Source organism: Flavobacterium chungangensis (assembly GCF_042654045.1).
In the GTDB taxonomy this organism is placed as follows: domain Bacteria; phylum Bacteroidota; class Bacteroidia; order Flavobacteriales; family Flavobacteriaceae; genus Flavobacterium; species Flavobacterium chungangensis.
The window spans coordinates 360,836-383,712 of the sequence record NZ_JBHSFY010000002.1 but is presented as its reverse complement, the minus strand read 5'-3'; the positions used below and the strand labels follow the sequence as shown (position 1 = coordinate 383,712).

General features: G+C 35.9%; 14 protein-coding genes and 1 pseudogene. 3 read left to right on the top strand and 12 right to left on the bottom strand.

Translation table 11 applies throughout. The annotated features are described in order from the left end of the window. From ACFO3N_RS04700 to ACFO3N_RS04650, 11 genes and pseudogenes are all read right to left on the bottom strand, one after another. Positions 1-1,280: pseudogene (locus tag ACFO3N_RS04700) on the bottom strand (hypothetical protein); the annotation flags it as partial. Between the two features lie 288 nt (positions 1,281-1,568). Beyond that, positions 1,569-2,279 (bottom strand): hypothetical protein, encoded by a 711-nt coding sequence (locus ACFO3N_RS04695; protein ID WP_379795616.1) that lies wholly within the window; start codon positions 2,277-2,279, stop codon positions 1,569-1,571. Positions 2,280-2,353: 74 nt separating this feature from the next. Beyond that, positions 2,354-3,082: a hypothetical protein gene (locus ACFO3N_RS04690; RefSeq protein ID WP_379795614.1), complete on the bottom strand. Its 729-nt coding sequence runs from the start codon at positions 3,080-3,082 to the stop codon at positions 2,354-2,356. A 65-nt stretch (positions 3,083-3,147) separates the two neighbouring features. Continuing rightward, the gene (locus ACFO3N_RS04685) at positions 3,148-3,879 is read right to left on the bottom strand and encodes a hypothetical protein (protein WP_379795612.1); all 732 of its coding nucleotides are present in this window, start codon (positions 3,877-3,879) and stop codon (positions 3,148-3,150) included. A gap of 239 nt (positions 3,880-4,118) precedes the next feature. Beyond that, positions 4,119-6,545 (bottom strand): beta strand repeat-containing protein, encoded by a 2,427-nt coding sequence (locus ACFO3N_RS04680; RefSeq protein WP_379795610.1) that lies wholly within the window; start codon positions 6,543-6,545, stop codon positions 4,119-4,121. A 317-nt stretch (positions 6,546-6,862) separates the two neighbouring features. After that, complete coding sequence (locus ACFO3N_RS04675) at positions 6,863-8,869, bottom strand: tail fiber domain-containing protein (RefSeq protein ID WP_379795608.1); 2,007 nt, start codon at positions 8,867-8,869, stop codon at positions 6,863-6,865. A gap of 273 nt (positions 8,870-9,142) precedes the next feature. Then, positions 9,143-10,396 carry a gliding motility-associated C-terminal domain-containing protein gene (locus ACFO3N_RS04670; RefSeq protein WP_379795606.1) on the bottom strand — a complete coding sequence of 418 codons (1,254 nt, stop codon included), beginning with the start codon at positions 10,394-10,396 and terminating at the stop codon, positions 9,143-9,145. A gap of 711 nt (positions 10,397-11,107) precedes the next feature. Then, entirely contained in the window at positions 11,108-13,051 is a 1,944-nt protein-coding gene (locus tag ACFO3N_RS04665) for an OmpA family protein (RefSeq protein WP_379795604.1), read from the bottom strand. 12 nt (positions 13,052-13,063) lie between these two features. Next, positions 13,064-13,975, bottom strand: coding sequence for a PorP/SprF family type IX secretion system membrane protein (locus ACFO3N_RS04660; protein WP_379795602.1), 912 nt, complete (start codon positions 13,973-13,975; stop codon positions 13,064-13,066). Between the two features lie 1,118 nt (positions 13,976-15,093). After that, positions 15,094-15,957: a CPBP family intramembrane glutamic endopeptidase gene (locus ACFO3N_RS04655; RefSeq protein ID WP_379795600.1), complete on the bottom strand. Its 864-nt coding sequence runs from the start codon at positions 15,955-15,957 to the stop codon at positions 15,094-15,096. A 77-nt stretch (positions 15,958-16,034) separates the two neighbouring features. Then, positions 16,035-16,832 carry a helix-turn-helix domain-containing protein gene (locus ACFO3N_RS04650; RefSeq protein ID WP_379795598.1) on the bottom strand — a complete coding sequence of 266 codons (798 nt, stop codon included), beginning with the start codon at positions 16,830-16,832 and terminating at the stop codon, positions 16,035-16,037. Between the two features lie 573 nt (positions 16,833-17,405). Between ACFO3N_RS04650 and ACFO3N_RS04645 the strand changes: the two genes are divergently transcribed. Both ACFO3N_RS04645 and ACFO3N_RS04640 read left to right on the top strand, forming a co-directional pair. Then, on the top strand, positions 17,406-19,853 hold the full coding sequence (locus ACFO3N_RS04645; protein ID WP_379795596.1) for a TonB-dependent siderophore receptor: 2,448 nt from the start codon (positions 17,406-17,408) through the stop codon (positions 19,851-19,853). A 45-nt stretch (positions 19,854-19,898) separates the two neighbouring features. Continuing rightward, the gene (locus tag ACFO3N_RS04640) at positions 19,899-21,005 is read left to right on the top strand and encodes a PepSY-associated TM helix domain-containing protein (RefSeq protein WP_379795594.1); all 1,107 of its coding nucleotides are present in this window, start codon (positions 19,899-19,901) and stop codon (positions 21,003-21,005) included. Between the two features lie 135 nt (positions 21,006-21,140). Here ACFO3N_RS04640 and ACFO3N_RS04635 read toward each other — a convergent pair whose 3' ends face one another. Next, positions 21,141-22,163, bottom strand: a complete 1,023-nt coding sequence (locus ACFO3N_RS04635; protein ID WP_379795592.1) for a hypothetical protein — start codon at positions 22,161-22,163, stop codon at positions 21,141-21,143. 198 nt (positions 22,164-22,361) lie between these two features. On the opposite strand from ACFO3N_RS04635, the gene ACFO3N_RS04630 reads away from it, so the two are divergent. Continuing rightward, positions 22,362-22,877, top strand: a complete 516-nt coding sequence (locus ACFO3N_RS04630) for an RNA polymerase sigma factor (RefSeq protein ID WP_379795590.1) — start codon at positions 22,362-22,364, stop codon at positions 22,875-22,877.

Below are 22,877 nucleotides of genomic sequence, written 5' to 3'. Positions count from 1 at the left end.
CCCGCCTCATTGGTATATCTGTAAACCCCTTTGCCTTTGCCTTCTAATGTTGTTAGCGTTTCATTGTCCTTTACTAATTTAGGAAGGTCAATTTCCTGATCGTTTCCGTTCGCATCTTTATAATAGAATTTTTCAGTGCTTGAATTATAGCTTACGTTTCCGCCTGTTACTTTGATCAATTCTTCCAGAATTCTTTTTACGTCAGGATCTGCTACAATCGTAGTGAAGTTTGAAGTTACATCCCCAACTACCTCAATGTCAACAGTATCGCCCGCCTCATTGGTGTATCTGTAAAGCCCTTTGCCTTTGCCTTCTAATTTTGTTACAGTTTCATTGTCCTGCACTAATTTAGGAAGGTCAATTTCCTGATCGTTTCCGTTCGCATCTTTATAATAGAATTTTTCAGTGCTTGAATTATAAGTTACGTTTCCGCCTGTCACTTTAATCAGCTGCTCCAGAATTTTTTTAACATCAGTATTATTAGCAATAGTACTGAAGTTTTTAATTACATCACCCACCACTTCAATGTCAACAGTATCTCCTGCTTCATTGGTATATCTATAAAGACCTCCGCCTTTATTTTCTATTGTTGTTAGCGTTTCATTGTCATGTATTAATTTAGGAATGTCAATTTCCTGATCTTTTCCATTGGCGTCCTTATAATAGAATTTTTCAGTGCTTGAATTATAAGTTACGTTTCCGCCTGTCACTTTGATCAGCTGCTCCAGAATTTTTTTAACGTCTTTATTATTGGTAATAGTGCTAAAGTTTTTGATTACATCGCCCACCACTTCAATATCAACCGTATCTCCCGCCTCATTGGTATACGTATAAAGACCTCCGCCTTTGTTTTCTAATGTTGTTAGCGTTTCATTCAGCTTTATAAGATTAGCAATATTGATTATTTTTACATTACCACTATTGTCTATATAAGTAAATTCGTTTGATACAGGATCATAAATTACGTTTCCCGTATTATTGTTTACATCACCCGAAATAAGGATTCTGTTCCATTTGTTATTAAACCAATAGTAATAACCCGGCTTAATATCTGTTGCAGTAGCGGTATTAAAAACCAGTAAGCTGTCTACATTACCATTTGTAATTGTCTTTGTATCTGTAGTACTTGTTAATGCCACTCTAGGGATAAGTATCCCTTTGTCTGTAGCAAAAACCTCTAACTGAGCAGAACGATTAGGACTTTGGGTTCCTACACCAACCTGAGCAAAAGCTCCAAAACCACCTAAAATAAATGCTAAAGGGAGTAATCTATTTTTCATAAATAATTTTTTACGGTTACTAAATGTTTCTTTTTCAAACATTCTATTTGAAGCCACAAATTTCAGATTAAGAATTATCCTACTTTACCCTTAAAAGTTTTTTGAGTTATAGATTAAGGTATATTATAACATAACTTTTAGATTTTATTTTGATTTATATAACTATAATTGAATAATGAAAGCGAGGAGTTAAGCCGAATTTTTACAAAAAAAAAAAAGAGGAAGTATGTCTCTTCCTCTTATATTAAACAGTGCAAAAAAATGGTTATTGCATAGAGATTACCTGCTTTATAATCCGATAAAAATTACTTCTACATAATTTCTAAATGCATCAGCGGGAGTGATCATAAAGGGATAAAAGGACATAATCATAAAATTAATTTCATCACCTGCTTTTAATTCGACAATTTGCGTCATGTGCGTATTAAAAAAAGCTCCGGTATATTCATACGTTTCCATAAGACTAACTTCGGCACCGTTTTTAGAATCATATACCCCAAAATACAATTGTCGGTCGCCCGGAACAGGTCCGTTAGTCAGATAAGAATGAAAATTAACCATGTATTTGCCTGAAACTTCTGCTTTGTATTTGTTGTTCTGACCTGCAGCCAGCGGAATAGCCATAAAATTATTGGCAGTCATAGTAAGGGTTGATGTTACCGAAAACGGAAATGTTTTATATAACGCATCCTGCACTCCGACATTGTTTCCCCAAGTTGCTGTACCGTTATTGTCGCTAATTAAAACCTTATTTAGCGCCTGGTTATTATCTGTTATTTTAAGCGCTCCCGTTTTGGAACCGTTTATTTCTAAAATATTGACAGCGTCTGTTGTAATTGTAGTGGGTTTTATCAATGCTCCGCCTAATTGCACCTTCCCGTCTGCCTGAGGACTGAGTACTCCTGGAATAGCCGTTACACCATTGTCTGCATTGTTAATGGTATTTAGGTTTAGCTGTATTTTTTCTCCATATGGAGTTACCACTGTCTTTTGCGCCATTAGTAAGCCACTTTGGACTAATACTATTATGTATATTATTTTCTTCATTTCTAAATCTATATCGCTGTTGGGTATTATGCTCCTAAAAATATTACTTCTACAGAATTTCTGGCAAATAAAGACTCGTATGCTCTTAACTCCCAAAACGGAAAAGAAGTGAGAATACGAAAGTCGATAACGTCTCCTGCTTTAAGATCTATTATTCGGGACAAATGGGTATTAAAATAATCTTCGGTATAGCCGTATTTTCTCTCTTCGCCAATTACGACGCCTGCTTTAAATATTTTAAAATCAAAAGCCTGAAAGCCGTAACATCCTGCTCCACAGTTGTTATAAAAGAAACTGTGAAATATAATCTGGTATTTTCCGTCTATTGCGGCCGTATAAGGCCCTACACCTGGAAGCGCATTCAAGGTATTGGGTACAATTGCATACTGACTATTTACGATAAAATGCTGATACAATGAATTTTGTGTACCATTATTTACCTGCCATGTTGCTGTTCCTGAGGCATTACTTACTAAGATTTTGCCTTTTGCTTCATTACCATCTGTAATTTTAATTGCCCCTACTGTAGCGCTATTAATTTCTAATAATGAAGCTGGAGCTGTTGTTATTGTGGTAGGTTTAATTAAAGCTCCTCCTAACTGTATGGTACCATTGGCTGTTACTCCGTTATCTCCCTTAACAAGAGGATTAATATTAACAGAAATCTTCTCGCCATACATGGTCACTACTGTTTTATTTTGTGCTGTTATTAGTCCGAACTGAACCAACAAAAGGAAATATAGTATCTTTTTCATTTCTTTATTCTTAACTTATTTTTTTTTGAATCGTTGACTGATAATTAGTTATTGTCTCTTAATTATCAGGTTCCCAGATAAATCACCTCAACCTGATTTCTTTCTGATAAAGTGCTCAATGCCAAAGAACTACCTGCCGAATAAAGAACAAAATCTATTACATCGCCTGCGTTCAGATCTATTACACGTGAGAGGTGTGTATTAAAATAAGTTTGTATATACGAATAGGTTTCATCCATATAAAGTTCTGTACTCCCTTTATAGACACCAAAGTAAAATGCTTTTACTCCCGCGGCTTGCGTATTGGTTAAAAAAGAATGAAATATAATTTGATATTTTCCTGTAACCGATGCGGTGAAACTGCCTACACCCGGTATTTTTTCTATACCATTGCCCCCCACAAGCATATTAAGTCCAGGAGATGCAGAAAATTTTGTATATAAAGATTTTTGCCCACCGGTATTTTTCTCCCAAGTACCTACTCCATTTGCATCGCTGATTAATACTCTGCCTTGGAGTTCATTGGTATCTGTAATTTTAATTGCACCTGTTTTGGCTCCTTTTATTTCGAGCAAATTAGCTGAAGTGGTTGTTATGGTAGTTGGCTGAATCAATTTTCCGCCAAGCTGTATTTTAGGTTGTGTACCCGTAGTATCTATGGCCAAACCATTGTTTGCTTTTGTAATGGGATTGGTATTTATATTTACTCTTTCTCCATTTGCTGTCACGATTTGCTTCATTTGAGCGAACGTCAAACCACTGCAGACAAGCAAAAATGCACATATTATTTTTTTCATTTTATAAATTTATTTACAATTGGATTTTCTCTTTTAACAACGTGCAAATTTACGATGACAAAAAAACCTTAAAGTGCTGTAAAAGACATCAGTGTATCAAAATAAGCTAATTTTTTCGGGCTTTATGGCAGCTAAATCTAGCTTTGCCATTTCTATTAATTCATAAATTGCACAAACAAAAAAGAGAAAGTATACACTTCCTCTTTTTCAAAATATTCTGATCTTATTTTACAGCATAATTAATATGCATAATCAATCATGATATTATCCCCTGCTGCTAACCCGTACCAACCATTAAATTGTGGAACATAAAACAAATCATTACCAGAAAGGGTAAAAGCCCTTTTATCAATTTTAACACCATTAATATAAACTTTAATTGTAGCTAAATTTGATGGTGTATTTGCCAGCGTAAATTTGGTTTGAGATAATGTTGATGAAAATTCTTCTTCTACCTGTTGCGGAATAAGAGCATTTACTATGTATGGATCTGCAGCCGTTCCTGTTCCAGTTACGGTAACATTTTTTCCTTGTGTTGTAACACCACCTATACCGTTTGCTCCTGTTGCTCCTGTTGCGCCTTCTGCACCCGTTGCTCCAGTTGCTCCAACTGCTCCCGTCGCTCCTGTTGCGCCTTCAGCACCCGTTGCTCCCGTAGCTCCAACTGCTCCCGTCGCTCCTGTTGCGCCTTCAGCACCCGTTGCTCCCGTTGCTCCTACTGCTCCAGTTGCTCCTGTTGCGCCTTCAGCACCCGTTGCTCCTGTTGCTCCTACTGCTCCAGTTGCTCCTGTTGCGCCTTCTGCACCCGTTGCTCCCGTAGCTCCAACTGCTCCCGTCGCTCCTGTTGCGCCTTCAGCACCCGTTGCTCCCGTTGCTCCAACTGCTCCCGTCGCTCCTGTTGCTCCCGTTGCTCCAACTGCTCCCGTAGCTCCAACTGCTCCCGTCGCTCCTGTTGCGCCTTCAGCACCCGTTGCTCCAGTTGCTCCTACTGCTCCTGTCGCTCCTGTTGCGCCTTCAGCACCCGTTGCTCCTGTAGCTCCTACTGCTCCTGTTGCGCCTTCAGCACCCGTTGCTCCCGTAGCTCCTACTGCTCCCGTTGCTCCTGTTGCGCCTTCAGCACCCGTTGCTCCCGTAGCTCCAACTGCTCCCGTCGCTCCTGTTGCGCCTTGTGCACCAGTTGCTCCCGTAGCTCCAACTGCTCCCGTCGCTCCTGTTGCGCCTTCAGCACCCGTTGCTCCAGTTGCTCCTACTGCTCCCGTCGCTCCAGTTGCGCCTTCAGCTCCAGTTGCTCCCGTAGCTCCTGTTGCGCCTTCAGCACCCGTTGCTCCAGTTGCTCCTACTGCTCCCGTCGCTCCTGTTGCGCCTTCTGCACCCGTTGCTCCTGTTGCTCCTACCGCTCCCGTCGCTCCCGTAGCTCCAACTGCGCCAGTTGCTCCTGTTGCGCCTTCTGCACCCGTTGCTCCCGTAGCTCCAACTGCGCCAGTTGCTCCTGTTGCGCCTTCAGCACCCGTTGCTCCAGTTGCTCCTACTGCTCCCGTCGCTCCTGTTGCGCCTTCTGCACCCGTTGCTCCAGTTGCTCCTACTGCTCCCGTCGCTCCTGTTGCGCCTTCTGCACCCGTTGCTCCTGTTGCTCCTACCGCTCCCGTCGCTCCCGTAGCTCCAACTGCGCCAGTTGCTCCTGTTGCGCCTTCTGCACCCGTTGCTCCCGTAGCTCCAACTGCGCCAGTTGCTCCTGTTGCGCCTTCTGCACCCGTTGCTCCAGTTGCTCCTATTGCGCCTGTTGCCCCTGTAGCTCCTATTGCTCCCGTTGCCCCTGTAGCTCCTATTGCTCCCGTTGCTCCTGTAGCTCCTATTGCTCCTGTAGCTCCAATTGCACCTGTTGCTCCTGTAGCTCCTATTGCTCCCGTTGCTCCTGTAGCTCCTATTGCACCTGTTGCCCCTGTAGCTCCTACTGCGCCAGTTGCCCCTGTAGCTCCTATTGCTCCCGTTGCTCCTGTAGCTCCTATTGCGCCTGTTGCCCCTGTAGCTCCTACTGCGCCAGTTGCCCCTGTAGCTCCCGTTGCTCCTGTTGCACCCGTCGCTCCTTTAGCTCCAACTGCTCCTGTTGCGCCTTTTATGTTTCCTAAATCAGTTGTCGTGCCATCTGTATATTTAATAATAAGGTTTCCGGTAGCAGGATCAATTGTAGTAGTAGTAATACCTTTACCATCTCTACCATTTATCTTTGTCCATGTACCATTTGAATTCTGAACATACACATCATTCGTCAGATAATCCGTATAGACCAATATATCTTTACCCGGATAACCAGGAGTTCCTTGTGGTCCAGGCGCTCCATTACCGCCACCTGCTTCTGCTGTACCTCCATTTGCTTCTTCCGAAAGAGCCATTCTTTGCCACTTATTAATATACCAATAGTAATAACCTGGTGTAATATCAGCAATCGTTGCTGTATTAAATACCAGTAAGCTGTTAACATTTCCGTTTTTAATAGTAGTTGCATCTGTAGAACTTGTCAGTGCCACTCTCGGAAATAAAACCCCCTTATCGTTCGAAACAACTTCGAGCTGTGTAGATTTATTAGGATTAAGGGTTCCTACTCCAACCTGAGAATAGGCACTGTAACCACCTAACACCAGTAATAATGGTAAAATTTTACTCTTCATAAAATGAACTTTAATGATTTTTATAATTTTTATTTTATTGTTTTTAGATATAAAAATCATTCATACGTAGATTAATACACCCAATCAATTCACAAATTCAATTGTATTTTTGATGGTGCAAATTTCTTTCAGATTTCAAATTATTTTTACCACTAGAAGTTTTTAAACCTATAGATTAGGACATTTCTTTTATTCTAACTGACAGACTTTTAATTAAATAGCCCTTTTTATTGATTATTAACAACATAACACTACATAATATCATAAAAAAAACCGACTTATAGTCGGTTTTGGCAATATCTTGTTTTATTTTGTTTTTACTTTTTTGAGGAATTATTTTCTATTAACTGTCTGAGTTCCTGTATATCTTTTTGCTGTTGGTTAATTTGAAGCTGTAATTTATCAATCTGCGCCTGCTGCTCCTGAACGGCTTTGACCAGCGGCACCACAAAGTCTGAATAACGAAGACTGTAAAAGTCATTGTCATTTTTAGGTTTTACAATACCATTAAACTCATACCCAATACTATTTGCAGCTGTTTCTACTTCCTGTGCAATAAATCCAGTTTGTAAATCTGTGGTTCCTTTCTTCATCTTATAAGTTACTGGGCGAAGTTTGCTTATAAAATTTAAACCGTACGTACTGGTTACAATATCTTTTTTTAAACGTAGGTCTGATGGGTTTGACCAAGCTACCTGACCTCCAATACTGGTCATATTTATATTTCCTATTTGTACGGTATTAGAACCTCTTCCTGTGGCATTGTATCCAATAACAATTTGATTGGTTTCATTATCACTCAAAGGACTTGAGCGATTTCCTATAAAAATTGATCTGTTTACAGTAAAAACCCCTCCTGTGCTACAACTGAAGGATCCAATACCTATATTTTCACTTCCTGCTCCCAAATACAAGGAACTGTAACCAATTCCAACATTATCTTCGCCAGAAGGATTATATTGTAAAGCTGAAGTACCAACTGCTGTATTATATCTTCCATTAAGGTTATTAAAAAGAGACAAATATCCAATCGATACGTTTGCAACTCCTGTATCATTAAAATAAAGAGATCTAGTACCCATACTTACATTTCCATAAACATATGCCGCTTGTGAATTATTTACTTGTGACAATCTGCCGAAAGCACAATTATCGGTACCGTAAGCATTTGATTCTACACCAAAGGTGGTATTAAGTCCTAATTGGCCACTTAAAATATTATCTCTTTTAAAAATTAAGTCAACATCATCTGTTGTACCTAAAAAGTTAGTTGATGACGAGGTTCCTGCATTTCCTGTTATACTCCAGTTATTTGTATTTAATGCTGTTGCGGTTACTGTTTTTAAGACTCCTGTAGCAGGATCGCTCACTATTATATTATCTGTTGCAGTTCCTGCTTGTAAACCCGAAATAGCTAAAGAATTGGCTGCCGTTGTGGTTAATGTTGTGGGCTGAACCAGTGATCCGCCCAATTGCACATTACCATTAACCGCTGTTAATCCGTTATCCGCTGCAATTAGTATTGGTATTGCTGGTGCCGAAGCTACACCATTAACGGTAGAAATTAAATTGCCATTTGTGGCCTCTAATACATTTGAGTTTATAATATTTACATTGGTACCTGTAACACCATTTACAGTAGTGTTTAAATTATTTGCGGTTGAAGTATTTGATACTGTTGTTGCCGGTATTGATGGGGTATCTACTTTATAAGGATCTGTTGCTGTACCTGAGCCGCTTACCGTGGTATTAGTCCCGTCTACAATTAAACCAATTCCACCCTGGGGTCCTTGCGGGCCTATCGGGCCTTGTATTCCCTGAGGACCTTCAGCTCCATTTGCTCCGGTATTACCCTGAACTCCCTGAATACCTTGCGGGCCTTCTGGTCCCTGCGGACCTGTCTGCCCAGTTAATTGCAGTAGATTGGATATACCTTTTTCATCTTTGTAGGTTAATTCATTTGTAGTGGCATTATAAGTTAGCGTCGTTAAAGTTTCATTAAACATGACAGGGTCGCTTTGCAAAACTATCCTAACCCATTTTGTGCCTTGCCAGTAATAAAATCCTGGAGTCACATCATTTACAGTTGCTGTATTGTAAACCAATAAACTATTGGCAACATTTCCCGCAACGGGACTCTGATTTGTAGTTTGCACTAATGGCAATCGAGGAACGAGTAATCCTTTATTTAACGAAGTTATGTCTAATTGCGCTGAATTATCGGGATTAAGAGTTCCTATACCCACCTGAGCATGAGATAAAATACTTATTCCAAGTAGCATGAATACAACAAATACCTTTTTGAATTGTAATTTTCCTTTCATTTTGTATAAGATTAAATTTGACCGAAGTGCTATACCAGCAGATATTCTTTATTCTTAATTCTTTATTCTTCATTCTTAATTCTAATTCTTTATTCTTTATTCTTTATTCTTTATTCCTAATACTTAATACTTAATACTTAATACTTAATACTTAATACTTAATACTTAATACTTAATTCTTAATACTTAATTCTTAATACTTAATACTTAATACTTAATACTTAATACTTAATTCTTAATACTTAATATATTATCTTCCAACGTCTTAAACAGTTAAGGATTATCAACATAGAGATAACCTGCAGCTTCTATGCTTTTTCCACTTTTATTATACTTTAATGTATAGAAATAAGTTCCTGTTGGAAGTCTTTCTCCTCTTTTATAAGTGGCACGTCCGTCAGAATATCCTTTGAACATAATATCACTTTCATTATAAGAATCTGCGCTATATACTTTTACGCCCCAACGATTATAAATTTCTACTGTATTATCTGGATATTTATCTATTCCTTTTATATGGAATGTGTCATTTATATTATCTCCGTTTGGCGAAATGGCATTGTATATAATCAAATCGCTAGGCTCTGGAGTTGTTTTTTTAACTATTGCCATGGTAAAAATTCCATAACCTCCCACTTGAGCTGTTAGCAATTTTGAATAGTCCTGATTTGTAGCTGAATCACTAAGCATGCCGCCATCGTTAACCCATTTTTTAGCAGTATCATCCCAACGAACAATAGCAAGTTCTGTATCTGGATTTTCATCAAAAAAAATAGAGGGTGTTGTAGTAGTGCTCAATGTCAGACTTAAAACAATTTTTTCTGTCCCTAGATTTTGAACTATTTCCCAGTACTCGGCATTATTGATTGTTATAATACTCTCGTCTTTACTGGTATGAGGATAGAGAAATCCTGAGTTTTTGAAAAAATATTGAGAAGTATACGCTGTACCTGCAGAGGAAGCCGACTCATAAAAAGCAGGTCTGAAAAATAATGCGTCACCAACTGGAAACTCAAACGGCTGATCTACATTGTTTTCTGTTTTTCCGTCTACGAAACTTTGGTTTCCCACTTTGGTATGAAAAGCATCTTCTTTAAAAACTACTAAACCGCCATAATCATCAGCATTTATTATTCCTTTATTAAATTCGGCCAGTTTACCTACTGTAAGTGTAGCCGATAAATGAAATGGAACGGCTGAAGCAGCATTTTCAAATACTACATTCTGAAAATCGGATGGTTTTGCACCTTCTATAATTTGCTCTGTTGTACCTCTAAAATTTGTTTTTCCGTTTTCAGAATTAGTGTAGGAAACAATTCCATCATTATCCCAGTTTTCAAAAATATGCACATCTCCATCATTGATGAAATTGCCTACAGAAGTGTTTTTGTAATCAAAATAAATAGATACCATTGTATTTTTATTTACTTTGAAATCTCCATTATTTAAAAATTGAGCATAACCATCCCAACCAATTAAGAAACTTATGACCGTTGTTGTGATGTAAATCGATTTGCTATTCTTCATAATCAATGTAGTTTATATGAAAAAAAATATTCGATTTAGCCTCTACAGCTCCCGTTTGATTTTTTTTCAGCATGACAAGAAATACAGGGTAAAAACAATTCAATATAATTAGCTCGTAATTATAATTTATTTAAAAAAGGACAAAATATGAAATCTAAAAGGAGCCGTACTAACGAATATCTGTTCTTAATTCAGGCTTATAAATTATTGCAAAGACTGCTTTGATTACTTAAATTTTAATGCTTATTGGTGTATAAAAGGGTATAGACAGCATTTAAAAACAATACAAATATACTGTATTTCAACACATTAACAAATTATATATTTCTTTTTAGACAGCTATTAATAAAAAAAGTGAGAAGATAAAAAATCTCCCCACTTGTAATAAATTATTTAAAAAACCAAAATGTAAATATGCCCAAAAACAACTACCCAATCCAAACGGCATTTACAGTTGCAAATATCATGCTTATAAGATGATTAAACACCCCCCTAGAAGTTTTTAAAATTGTATTATAAGGCATTTTAAGTTTTCTAAGCTTTTATCATTCAAAACTGGAATTGCCTTCAATTATGCCCCAAAAGGCAAAGGCCGTTTTGATAAAAACAGAAAAAAAGGAGGTTAACGACTTGTTTTTTGATGCTATAATTCTATAAATAAAACGATTTATTACTTTTTTAAATTTTTTCTTTATACTATTTTTTTAGCAATCACAGAGCCGTAATAATAAATTCGCTTCGTCTGTTGGCTTGATGTTCTGCTTCAGTACATGGAACACCGTCTGCGCATTTATTTACAAGTTCGGTTTCGCCATAGCCTTTTCCGGTTAATCGGTTAGGCGCAATTCCGTTTTTAATCAGCCACTGGATGGTCGATTTGGCTCTTCTATCCGATAAGGCTTCGTTGTACTGGTGCGATGCCCTGCTGTCTGTATGCGAGCGGATATCCAGCTTCATGCTTGGATTATCGTTTAAGACAGCGAGTATTTTTTCCAGATCCAACGCTGCTTCTGTTCTAATGTTAGATTTATCCAAATCAAAATAAATCATTTTGATTCCGAAACATTTTCCTAAATCATCGCCCACAGTAACCTTACAGGTTGATTTTTCAAGCGCAATCGGAAGATTGGTTTTGCCGCTTGTCTTGTCTATAGTTATATTTACTTCTTTTGTAGCAAATTCTGGCTTTTCTGCTCTTACGAAATAGGTTTTTCCGCATTCAACATCAAAGTTGTATAATCCGGAACCATCTGCAACAGCAGAATTTTTAAGATTCATCTGGTCATCATACAAAGTGACTTTTGCTCCAGGAAGTGCAAGTCCTGTTTCTGCATCTGATATTATTCCGTACAGCTGCTGGATGCATTTAAGCCTTCTGGTTTCTAAGAACCTGTAGATGTCATCAGAACCCTGTCCGCCATCTTTGTTGGAAGTGAAAAACCCTCTTCTGGTTTCAGTATCAATAATGTAAGCGAAATCATCTTTTGGAGAATTGACATCTGCCCCAACATTCTGAATGTTGCTCACTTTTCCATTATTGTCAATATTGGCGACAAAAACATCCAATCCTCCCAGACCCGGATGTCCGTCAGACGAAAAATAAATCTCGTTTTCAGAAGTTAAATAAGGATACGTTTCTTTTCCTTCTGTATTAATCTTGTTTCCGAGATTTTGCGGAGGACCAAAGCCGCCATTTGAATTTATAGTTACTTTATACAAATCGGACTCTCCAAAAGATCCCGGCATATCGGAAGCAAAATACAGCGTTTTCTCGTCTGGGCTCAAAGCCGGATGGGCTGTGCTGTAGTTATTGCTGTTGAAGGGAAACTCGGCAATGTTGGTCCATTTGCCGTCTTTTCCCAGTTCTGCTTTATAAAGCTTGATTAAAGTGACTCTGCTTTCGTCCTTGCCTTTTTTGCCGTCAATATAGTTGTTTCTGGTAAAATAGACTGTTTTTCCGTCTTTTGTAAAAACAGGAGAAGCTTCGTGAAATTTGGTATTAATAGCCGATTTAAATTTATTCACTTTTGATGCGGTTCCCGTTGCGGGGTTCAGATCGGCATTATAAATATTGGTGAAATATTCTCCTGTCCATTTGTGTTTGCGCTGCACAAAATTTCCCGTATCTCTGGCAGATGCAAAATAAACTTTGTTATTATAGACAAATGATCCGTAATCGGAGTATTGGCTGTTAATGCCCGCGTCTTCTATCTGGTACCTCCCAGAATTTGCTTTAATCTGGTCCAGATAGTTTAGATCTTCTCTATAGAGCTTTCCTCTGCTGTCATTTTTTGAGACGGCATTGAATTCCTCCAAAAGCTTATTGGCTTTGGCGATATCTCCAGCCGATTTTAAAGATTGCGCGTATCTAAAATAGTATTCCGGCTCAGGATTTGGATTCATGGCAAACAATTCGCCATACCATTTTGCCGCGTTCTGGAAATCTGAGTTAAAATAATAGGCATTTCCCAGTTTTTTAAACATGTCTTCAGATTTGTAGCCTTTGGCCGCAACTTTTTCATAAGTCTTTATCGCATCGACATAGGCGTAGCTGTCATACTGTTTATTTCCAGAATTGATCTTTGTCTGCTGTGCATGCAAATCAGATGAAAAACAAGCTATAATTGTAAAGAGAAGTAGTATAGAATTTTTCATGATGCCTTATTTTTAGAAGAAACGAGGGGTTGTAATTCTACTTTTGTTAGAAAAGAATTCATAGCGCAGGAAGATCTCGTGCGAACCTGAATTGTAGTTTCTTAATCTGGTCGTCTCATTATCATAGCCATAGCCAATATAGAGCCCCTGTGTAATCTGGAATCCGGCCATGGCACTTATCGCTGCATCCCATCTGTATGCTACGCCGAGAGTCAGCTTTTCAAAGAATAAGAAATTAGCCGAAACATCCAGCTGAAGGGGCGCTCCCTCAACCATTTTGGTTAAAACAGCCGGTTTAAACTTTACTTCTTGGGAAAAATCAAAAACATATCCCCCCATTAGATAATAATTGATTTTGTCTTTATAGATCGCAACATCATTATCATCATAACGGTTGGTCTGAATAAAATTCGGAACCGAAAATCCGATATATCCTTTTGGGGAATGCCAGTAGATACCTGCTCCAATATTTGGAGAAAAATCATTATCCAGGTTTTGAAACTGAGGATCGCCCTGATCTGCAGGATTTAGCTTGCTTACATCTAAATTGAAGATATCTGCCGTTCCTTTTATCCCAAATGAGAGTTTTCCAGTATCTGAAGTAGGCACCGTATAAGAAAGATCGACTGAAAACTGGTTCTCTGTTGTGGGGCCTATTTTGTCATTGACCAAAGACACTCCTAGCCCAATATTGCTGCCGTTTATAGGTGTATTTACAGAAACTGAATTTGTTTTTGGAGCTCCATCCAAACCTACCCACTGGTCCCGATGCAACCCAAAAATACTTAATACTCCACGGGATCCCGCATAGGCTGGATTTATATTTATCGTGTTGTACATATATTGCGTATACTGCGCATCTTGCTGCGCATAACCCATATAATTCGACAATAGAACAATACAGAAAAGTATATTTTTACTCATATTTTATATTTTACTTAAGGACATGTCAGTCAACTTACGAAAACTGATGCCTCCGTAAAATTTTTACTGGAATAATCGAATTGTTAAGATCGTAGATATATAAATCAGGCATCTAAAACCAATTTGGACAAACGTCTTTAAAATTAACTTTCAGAGTGTAAAATACGGTAGAGAATATTAAAGCGAACTGCTTTAATCGTAAGGCTTTTATAGGGTCTGGCTGATAGCAGATTCAAAATAGGAATACTAAAAATACAGAATGACTAAAAAAAACGGAGCAAGGAAAAAAATGCTGTAATTGTTTTTGTTAAATGGGCGTAGAATAAAGTTTACAGAAGGAACATGCTTTAGATTTAATCTATGATCATATAAATTAAGATTGTCATTCCTATATATTCATTTAAATGAAAATCTGCACCAACTGGCAAAATTCTATACTATTAAAAAATTGTAATGCTATAAAGCGATAAAAAGCATCTCATATAATAAGCAGCATCTCCAAAAAACAATTCCTAATATATTCTAAAAACACCAATAATATAAAAATGCCTTACAAAAATATACAAAAATACATTGAAAATCAATGCTTTATTATTTTTTTTTTATTCCTCTCTGGTCATTTTTATCTGGAACACTAGATTATTAATCAATGGTTTCAAATTTATTCATATAAACATTTTAATAGTACATCCTCCCATTGACTGGTCAAATGGCGGTACAAGTAAAGGTAACTTTTGATGTTCTAATAACAATATATTGATGTAGAAAGGATTTGAGAGAAAAAAATACCTCCAGAATCATTTGATTTTGGAGGTCTATACTTTATTGCCGTTTGGAATACTATAAAGAATTCTTAGTCTCGATAATGTAATGAGTATGAATGCTTTTCTGGTTTTCCTGTGTAGCTTAGAATTTAAAATAATTGTTGCTTTAATACCATCAGAATGCTGTTAATTAAAGCTGTAAAAAATAACAAAATCAGTTTATTCATAAAAGATATGATAAATTAGGGGTGACAATAACCGGTATAAATTATTGTTTTTATAATAGTTGGTTATTTTAAAAAGAAAGTTGCTAACATTTCCATTTCAAGGTACTGGATTATAGCTTTTCAAATTCTAATTTCTTTTCCAATAAGGCTTTATTATTTTTCTATTTTTCTGGCATAAAATCAGCAATACAACAGTTGCAAGAGCACAGAAAAGTATTGCCTGAATTGATCCTTCTGGGCCAAATTCACCTCCAGTTATAAATTCTGGACCTTGTATTTTTGCTTCCAGCAAGCTGCTTGTTTTCTCATTTCCAGATGTTACAGCTCCATAAATACCAGACTGCGTAAAATTCCAAGCAAAATGTAAAGCAATTGGCATCCATAAATTACGGCTGTAAATAAAAGCAGCGCCCAACATAAAACCCGCAGTTGTGATACATATTCCAGAAATTAATGTGCCATGAGGATTTGCTAGGTGAAAAACGCCAAATAACACCGAAGAAATAGTAAGAGAAATGTAACTCCCTAATTTTTCTTCTACAATTCTAAATATAATACCTCGCACTAATATTTCTTCGATAATGGCCACTGTAAACATTATGGCAAAAGGAATTAGAATAAACGATACAGGGTTGATCTTTACAACGCTGTAATTTCCGTTAAGATACATTACTAAAATAGTAAACGACTGCAAAACAAAACCTGTCAGAATACCGATTGTTAGATTTTTGACAAGTCCTTTTGTCGCAAATTCTGTTATACTTCTTTTGTCGTATTTCTTAAAGAAAAGAATATAGCTGCAAATGCATGCTGAAGAAACAAAAAGACCTTTTAAAAGGTTTCTGTAGTCTTTGTCAAGCGATGTTAGGGATAGTAATTTTACTGCAATCTGCTGACCGATAATAACAACCGCCATAAAAGTAAGTAAAGCAAGAATAATTTTGACTACAGGGAAATTGAATATTTTTTGTTTTCTGGTAAGGGTTTCCATTTGATTTATTTTATAATTAATGATGAGGCAAAAGTATCCCGCATTAAAAACAAAAAATAGAATGAAATTTGCCTCTATTATAATTTTTGAAATTGTTTGGGCAAAAATCCGGTTTGAGCTTTAAAAGTTCTGATAAAATGGCTTTGATCTGCAAATCCGCATTCAAACGCAATTTCGGTCAGATTAATTTCGTTGGATTGTACTAGCGATAGTGAACGATTAATTTTAATGCGCCGCATGTATTCGCCTAAAGTACAGCCAAAGTATTTAGGAAAATGCTTTGAGATTGTAATCGGGTTTAATTGTAAAACCTGCGCCAGATCCTGTAAGTTTGGGTTTTCATTCCAGCAGTCGTTCAGCAGTTCATTTAAACTTTTTACCCAAAACGGACTTTTTTCAAATCGCTCTAAATGTTCATTAGCATTGGATAATTGGGCAAACAGCATTTTAATCGTATCGCTGGAAAACGGATCAGGAGTCTGGGTTTCTTTAAAAATTTTTAGAATTAAAAATTTGGCTAATGCACTGTTCTGAATCGATTTTTCAATTACAGCTTCATTAATCTCAAGTTCTTTGAAAAGATTTTCTTCGATTTCCAAATTAATATTTCGTGAAGGAAAAATCGTTTTTTGGTTTAAATGCAGCTCATCGCTGTGGTAAAATAACAAAGAACCCGAACCAACAGTTTCAGAGAAGTGTTTTCTTTTCTCAGTTGTTCCTCCTTTTAAGAATAGCGTTATGTGTGCATTATTGTGAGAGTGCCATCCCTCATAAACTTTATTATTATATTCTGTTTCGACAACGGATATGCCTTGATTTGTATTAAATATATTTTTAGTACTACCTAAATATTTTTCTCTATCCAGCTCAAACATTTATATTGCCTGTTTTTTAATAATTTATTGAACAATCAAATATACTGTTATTCTTTACAGAAATGATTGAGTAAGCTAATTTCCTGCAATATTTTACGCAATAAAAAGAATAGCCATAACGAACTTGGAACGATCAAAAAAAATTAACTGGCATCCTTATAGCTATACTTTATGTATATTAAAATAAAAGCAGGCATTCAAAAAATGGTTGTTTTTTTAATATGATGGCAAATATTTTATTAAAATTAAGTTACTAAAAGGTAACTGCTTTTGGTGTTTTTTTTTAAGATTTTAATTGTCAAAATTATTTCTTTGATTATAAAAACAAAATATAAAGTTTCTTTACATCTTAAACCATCTTAAACACTGAAAACAAAATAGTTAAAACTTAAAATAGAGATCAATTCAATTAGTGTCTTTTGTTTTAATTAGGATAAAAATAAAAAAATATAGTTAACTAGAAAATCAGGTTACAGGCAATGAATCTATTATTTAAAAATTTAGGTTAAAAAAATCTTATTTGTATTTAGTCTAAATAGTTTTAGATTTGCAGACTAAAAATAAATAACCGCCATGAAATTAACTTTCTCATTATTATTACTGCTCGCCTTTATAAATATTGGTTTGGCACAAAATGCTAAAATTACTGGAAAAATTGTTTCCGAAAATAACGAAGCTGTCTCTTATGCTTCTATATCTATAAAAGGCCTTAAAAAAAATACTGTTTCTGATGACAAAGGAAACTTTGAAATTACAAATCTTGCTTCTGGAAACTATACAGTCTATATCTCTGCAATGGGATTTATAGTGGAAGAAAAAAATGTCGAACTGCATGAAAATGAAAATGTTGATATTTCTATTACTTTAAAAGAAAACATCAATACACTGCAGACTGTAGAAATTACAGGGAGAAAAGAAAAATCATATAGAAATACCAAATCTTTTATCGGAGCTAAAACGGAAATCGCTTTAAAAGATTTGCCTCAGGCCGTTTCTTATGCTACCAAAGAATTAATAGCCGATCAGGGCGCAATTCGTGTGGGCGAAGTGGTAAAAAATTTCAGCGGGGTAAGCCAGTTTACTTTTTACGACGATATTTCCATTCGAGGTTTTAGAATAAACGGAGGAAGCAATACGCAATTGCTAAATGGTATGAGAACCTCTACAGGATTTTGGAAACAGCCTCTAGCAAATTATCTGGAACGTGTAGAAGTTTTAAAAGGACCATCATCTGCTTTGTTTGGAAATGCTTCTCCTGGAGGGGTTTTAAATCGTGTGACTAAAAAACCATTAGATCAGGCAGCAAATAGCGTGAGTTTTTCTACTGGAAGTTTTAATACTTTAAGAGCTTTAGCTGATTTTACAGGGCCTTTGACAGAAGATAAATCGCTTTTATACCGTTTGAATTTAGGTTACGAAAATGCCAATTCATTTAGGGATTTGCAATATGACAAGAATATTGTTGTAGCTCCTTCCCTTTCTTTTCTTCCAAATGATAAAACAAGCGTAAATTTTGATTTGATCTACAGCAGTTCCAATGGAAATTTGGATCGTGGACAGTCTACTTACGAAGACAATCTCTATTCTACAAAAACTTCAAATTCGCTAAACTCAACAAATGACTATTTAAAAGAGGAAACCTATATCGTTACGACCTCTTTAAATCATAAGTTTTCAGACCGTTTATCGTTTTCAGGATCTTACATCAGAACGGGCTATAATGAGGATCTCTTAGAGCACCGTGGTGCCAATAAATATGCTTCTGCTGGAGACGGATCGACAATTCCAACCGCAATCGAAATGCAGGTTTTTCAGCGTAAACGCAAGCGCTATATTGATAATCTTTCTACTTTCTTTAAATATGAGGCCAAAACAGGTGCTTTAGACCATAATTTAATTGCAGGTTTTGATTATGCTCAGGAGGAGGTTCCGGCAGGCGGATCGCAATTAACGGCAAGCGGTTACAGAAATGCTGCCAACAATGGCTTTATCGCAACTTATAATCCTGCAAATAAAGCGAATTATTTGTTGGATTCTAAAGGAAATCCAGTGCCCAACGTAGCTCATTTTGATTTGACTAATCCATTTGCATCGCAGCAATTAAAAGATATGAGTAAATATTTTTATGTAGCGCGACAAGTTGATCCAACCTATTATTCATTGTATGGAGTTTATATTCAGGACCATATTAAATTTGGTGCTTTTCAGGCTTTAATTGGTATCCGTTACGACGAATATTCAGATAAAGTAAATTACAAAAAAGCCACAGAAACAAAAGTAAAACAGCATTCGTTTTTGCCTCGTTTTGGTCTTACTTATACACTTAATCCAAACATCAACTTATACGGAACTTACGTTCAGGGTTATAATCCTCAAACGGCGTCTACTCTGGCAAATCCAAATTCGGGAGGTCCATTTAATCCGTTAGAAAGTAATATGGTTGAATTTGGAGGGAAATCATCTTGGTTCAAAGAAAAACTTTTTGTGACTGTTGCGTTATTCAAAATACAGCAAAAAAACACGTTATATCCAGCTAATGATCCGTCAAATCCCGATTTAATGAGATCTATTGGTGAGGAGGAATCGAAAGGTATCGAAATTGATTTGAATGGAAATATTACGCGTAACTGGAGTATTTCTGCCGCTTATAGTTATAATGAAGCTTTTATTACAGAAAGTCCGATTGAAGTTGAAGTTGGAAGACAAAAAGCAAATACTCCAAGACAGCAGGGTAACATCTGGACTCGTTATAATTTTACAAATGGCGCTTTAAAAGATTTTGGAATTGCAATGGGATCTAATTTTGCAACAACGCGTACTATGAGCCAGACTACTACAGAAACTCTTCCTGGATATACCTTGTTTAATGCTGCTTTTTATTACAATATCAATAAATTTAAAATTCAGCTGAACGCTAATAATATCCTAAACAAAACTTATTGGGTTGGAGGGTATGATTATATCCGTTTGTTCCCTGGAGCGCCTTCTAACTGGCTTTTAACTCTTGGCTACTCCTTTTAAAAAAGCTTTAGTTATATTTGAAAATATTTTTCGCAGCCTCTTTACATGAATAAAACATTTAAAAAAAATATTGGCTTTTTACATTTATGGCTCGGACTTACGTCCGGGCTTATTGTATTTATTGTAGCCCTTACTGGAAGCATTTTAGTTTTTGAAGAAGAAATCGACGCTTTTATCAATCCTGAATTTTATAAAGTTTCGAATATTGGAACCCAAAAAATGCCTGTTGACCTTTACGTTAATTCTATTGCGAAACAATATCGCATTACAGAATTAGACCGAATTCAAACGTATCAAGACCCAGCAAGAACAGTAATTATTTCTGGAACAGATGCCGATAAAAAAGATCAGATTTTCTCTGTAGATCCGTATACAGGAAAAGTACTGGCAACCATTCCTGAAAAAAGCAGGTTTTTCTCTGTAGTACTAGATCTGCATCGTCATTTGATCCTAGGAGAAGTGGGAAAATTTATTACAGGCTGCAGCTGTCTCATTTTTGTTTTTATGCTGCTTTCGGGGCTAATTTTATGGTGGCCAAAAAAAATAAAAAACTTAAAGCAGAGATTGACCATAAAATGGAATGCCTCTTTTAAAAGAGTCAATTGGGATTTTCATTCTAATTTTGGTTTCTACAGCTTTCTATTTCTTCTGATCATATCCTTGACCGGATTGACCTGGTCTTTCAAATGGTTTGAAAGCGGTATCTATTTACTGGCAGATGGAACAGCAAAAAAACCTTCGGCTAAAGTTGAAAATCCGACAAAAGTGGATCCAAAACTGGATAAAACTTTTTTCTATCAAAACATACTTTCAAAAACAGAAAACATTTATAAATACAAAGGAGATACACAGATTAGAATTCCTTCTGATACCATAAACAGTATAATGGTTATTAAATTGAATCTTGAAAAATCTATTCCGAATATTTCAAGTATGGCTTATTTTGACAAATACACAGGTAAACTTTTGAAAATAAGACCTTATGAATCCTTTAGCAATGGCGATAAAGTACGACGCTTAATTTACCCAATTCATACCGGAAGCATCTATGGTTATCCAACCAAAATTTTAGCTTTTATCGTTTGTTTATTTGCGGCAACATTACCCATTACCGGACTTCTGATCTGGTTGGGAAGAAAGAAAAAAAAGTGATCTTCTGAGTATTATTTTTAAACAAATAGAAACATAGAATTGAGATGCTTAAAAAAGGCGTTTCGCTTATTTAAAACAAACATAGCTAGCAATTTATAAATCATCTAAGCAAAACAAAAAAGTGGACTTGGAGATTTACTTTTTTTGAAAATAGAGATAATTAGTTGTTGTATTTATATCTCGCAATCGTATCTGAGAATTATTAAATTCAAACAGCTTCCAGTTGAAATTTAATTTAGAAAGCACTCCTGCATTGAAAATTACTTGAACTTCTCTGACACCATTTTGGACTGAACTTTCCCACTGGCCCGTTTCTGAAACTCCACTTTTGGTGGCAACTACAGATTGATCGGTTTTAAATACAAATGTATAGTCGCTGTAATTTGAAGTCTTTACGGCACCATCGTAAAAATAGGGTATTTCCCAAGAACCTTTTGTAATAGTTGCAGCAAAATCTAGTGTTACAAGGTTATTTTCTGGACAATAATCTATGGCATATTTAATAGCGTTTTCGAAATCCTGATTATTTGAAATCGTTTTTGTCTGATTATTGTAATCTGCAATTGTAATAGGATATTTTAGAGAGATATACTGGCTTTCATTTAAATTTTTGATAAAATTAAAAAAGGCCTGATCGCTTACTATTAATTGAGAACTCGCTGCTTGATTGAGGCTGTTATAGCTATTGATTGTTATCGGATAATTGATATTCAGACCATTGATTTTGGATAAAAGATCTGGATAGAGATTCCAATAATCAATCAAAGAATCAAAATCTGCCTGATTTGGAATCAGTTTTTCGATGTAATTATAATATACCATCGTTACAGGAAAATCTATTTTTACAATATCATCATCATAATTGCTTGCGTTGATATTATCCAAAACTTTTTGATAATCGGCAATTGCGTTTACTGCAATCTGCTCATTATTTACTGTAACGGTATAAGGGAGTTTTATAGTACAATAACTAGATCCGTCAATCATATTATCCTGTACAGTTCTAACCATAGCAACCCTTTGCAAATAAGTTGTAAGCGGAGAAACAGTAGTAATGGTTCCCTGCGAATTATTGTTTTGCTCGTCTACTTCACTTTGACAGGAAAACAGTAACAATAGGAAAACTGCAAGTGATAAATATTTTTTCAAAAGGAACATATTTATATTTTTACAAAGGTAATAAATTTTAAAAGAAACTGTTTTTTAATAACCTAACAGCAAGGCTTGATAATTTTCATCTATACTAAATTATCAAAAACCAATAGCATTTTATTCTTCTATAAAACAATCATCTCTACTTTTACCCTACTTAAATTAAAAACAAATACTTTTACGCTGAAAAAATTGAAACTCTAAATGCCAGATCAAAACCAATCTAATACTTGTGATGAAATCATTTTTTCGTCTTTCTTCAAAAGTCATGTAAAAGCACTTCGGAATTTTCTTTTTTACAAATTTGGAAACGCAGAACAAGCAGAAGATATAACCCAAGAAGCATTTGTAAAGCTTTGGCAGAACTGTGCTTCTGTACCTTTAGAAAAAGCAAAATCATACCTTTACACGATCGCAAATAACAGCAGTCTCAACCAGATTGCACACCAGAAAGTGGTTTTGAAATATGAAAAAAACTTCACTGGTTTGGATAAGACCAATGAGAGTCCGGAATATCTTCTGGAAGAAAAACAATTTCAGGCTAAACTTTTAAAAGCCATCGAAAACTTAAACGAAAAACAGCGCATTGCCTTTTTGATGCACAGAATTGATGGCAAAAAATATAGTGAAATTGCCGTAGAGCTCAATATTAGCGTAAAGGCAGTAGAAAAACGCATCCATTTGGCTCTGTTAAGCTTACGTAAAGAAATTGACTTATAA

Coding starts and splice junctions, on each gene's coding strand:
- ACFO3N_RS04680 (WP_379795610.1), bottom strand. CDS start 6,545: ATGAAGAGTAAAATTTTACCATTATTACTGGTGTTAGGTGGTTACAGT.
- ACFO3N_RS04635 (WP_379795592.1), bottom strand. CDS start 22,163: ATGTTCCTTTTGAAAAAATATTTATCACTTGCAGTTTTCCTATTGTTA.
- ACFO3N_RS04645 (WP_379795596.1), top strand. CDS start 17,406: ATGAAATTAACTTTCTCATTATTATTACTGCTCGCCTTTATAAATATT.
- ACFO3N_RS04675 (WP_379795608.1), bottom strand. CDS start 8,869: ATGAAAGGAAAATTACAATTCAAAAAGGTATTTGTTGTATTCATGCTA.
- ACFO3N_RS04630 (WP_379795590.1), top strand. CDS start 22,362: ATGCCAGATCAAAACCAATCTAATACTTGTGATGAAATCATTTTTTCG.
- ACFO3N_RS04655 (WP_379795600.1), bottom strand. CDS start 15,957: ATGGAAACCCTTACCAGAAAACAAAAAATATTCAATTTCCCTGTAGTC.
- ACFO3N_RS04660 (WP_379795602.1), bottom strand. CDS start 13,975: ATGAGTAAAAATATACTTTTCTGTATTGTTCTATTGTCGAATTATATG.
- ACFO3N_RS04685 (WP_379795612.1), bottom strand. CDS start 3,879: ATGAAAAAAATAATATGTGCATTTTTGCTTGTCTGCAGTGGTTTGACG.
- ACFO3N_RS04640 (WP_379795594.1), top strand. CDS start 19,899: ATGAATAAAACATTTAAAAAAAATATTGGCTTTTTACATTTATGGCTC.
- ACFO3N_RS04650 (WP_379795598.1), bottom strand. CDS start 16,832: ATGTTTGAGCTGGATAGAGAAAAATATTTAGGTAGTACTAAAAATATA.
- ACFO3N_RS04695 (WP_379795616.1), bottom strand. CDS start 2,279: ATGGCGCAAAAGACAGTGGTAACTCCATATGGAGAAAAAATACAGCTA.
- ACFO3N_RS04670 (WP_379795606.1), bottom strand. CDS start 10,396: ATGAAGAATAGCAAATCGATTTACATCACAACAACGGTCATAAGTTTC.
- ACFO3N_RS04665 (WP_379795604.1), bottom strand. CDS start 13,051: ATGAAAAATTCTATACTACTTCTCTTTACAATTATAGCTTGTTTTTCA.
- ACFO3N_RS04690 (WP_379795614.1), bottom strand. CDS start 3,082: ATGAAAAAGATACTATATTTCCTTTTGTTGGTTCAGTTCGGACTAATA.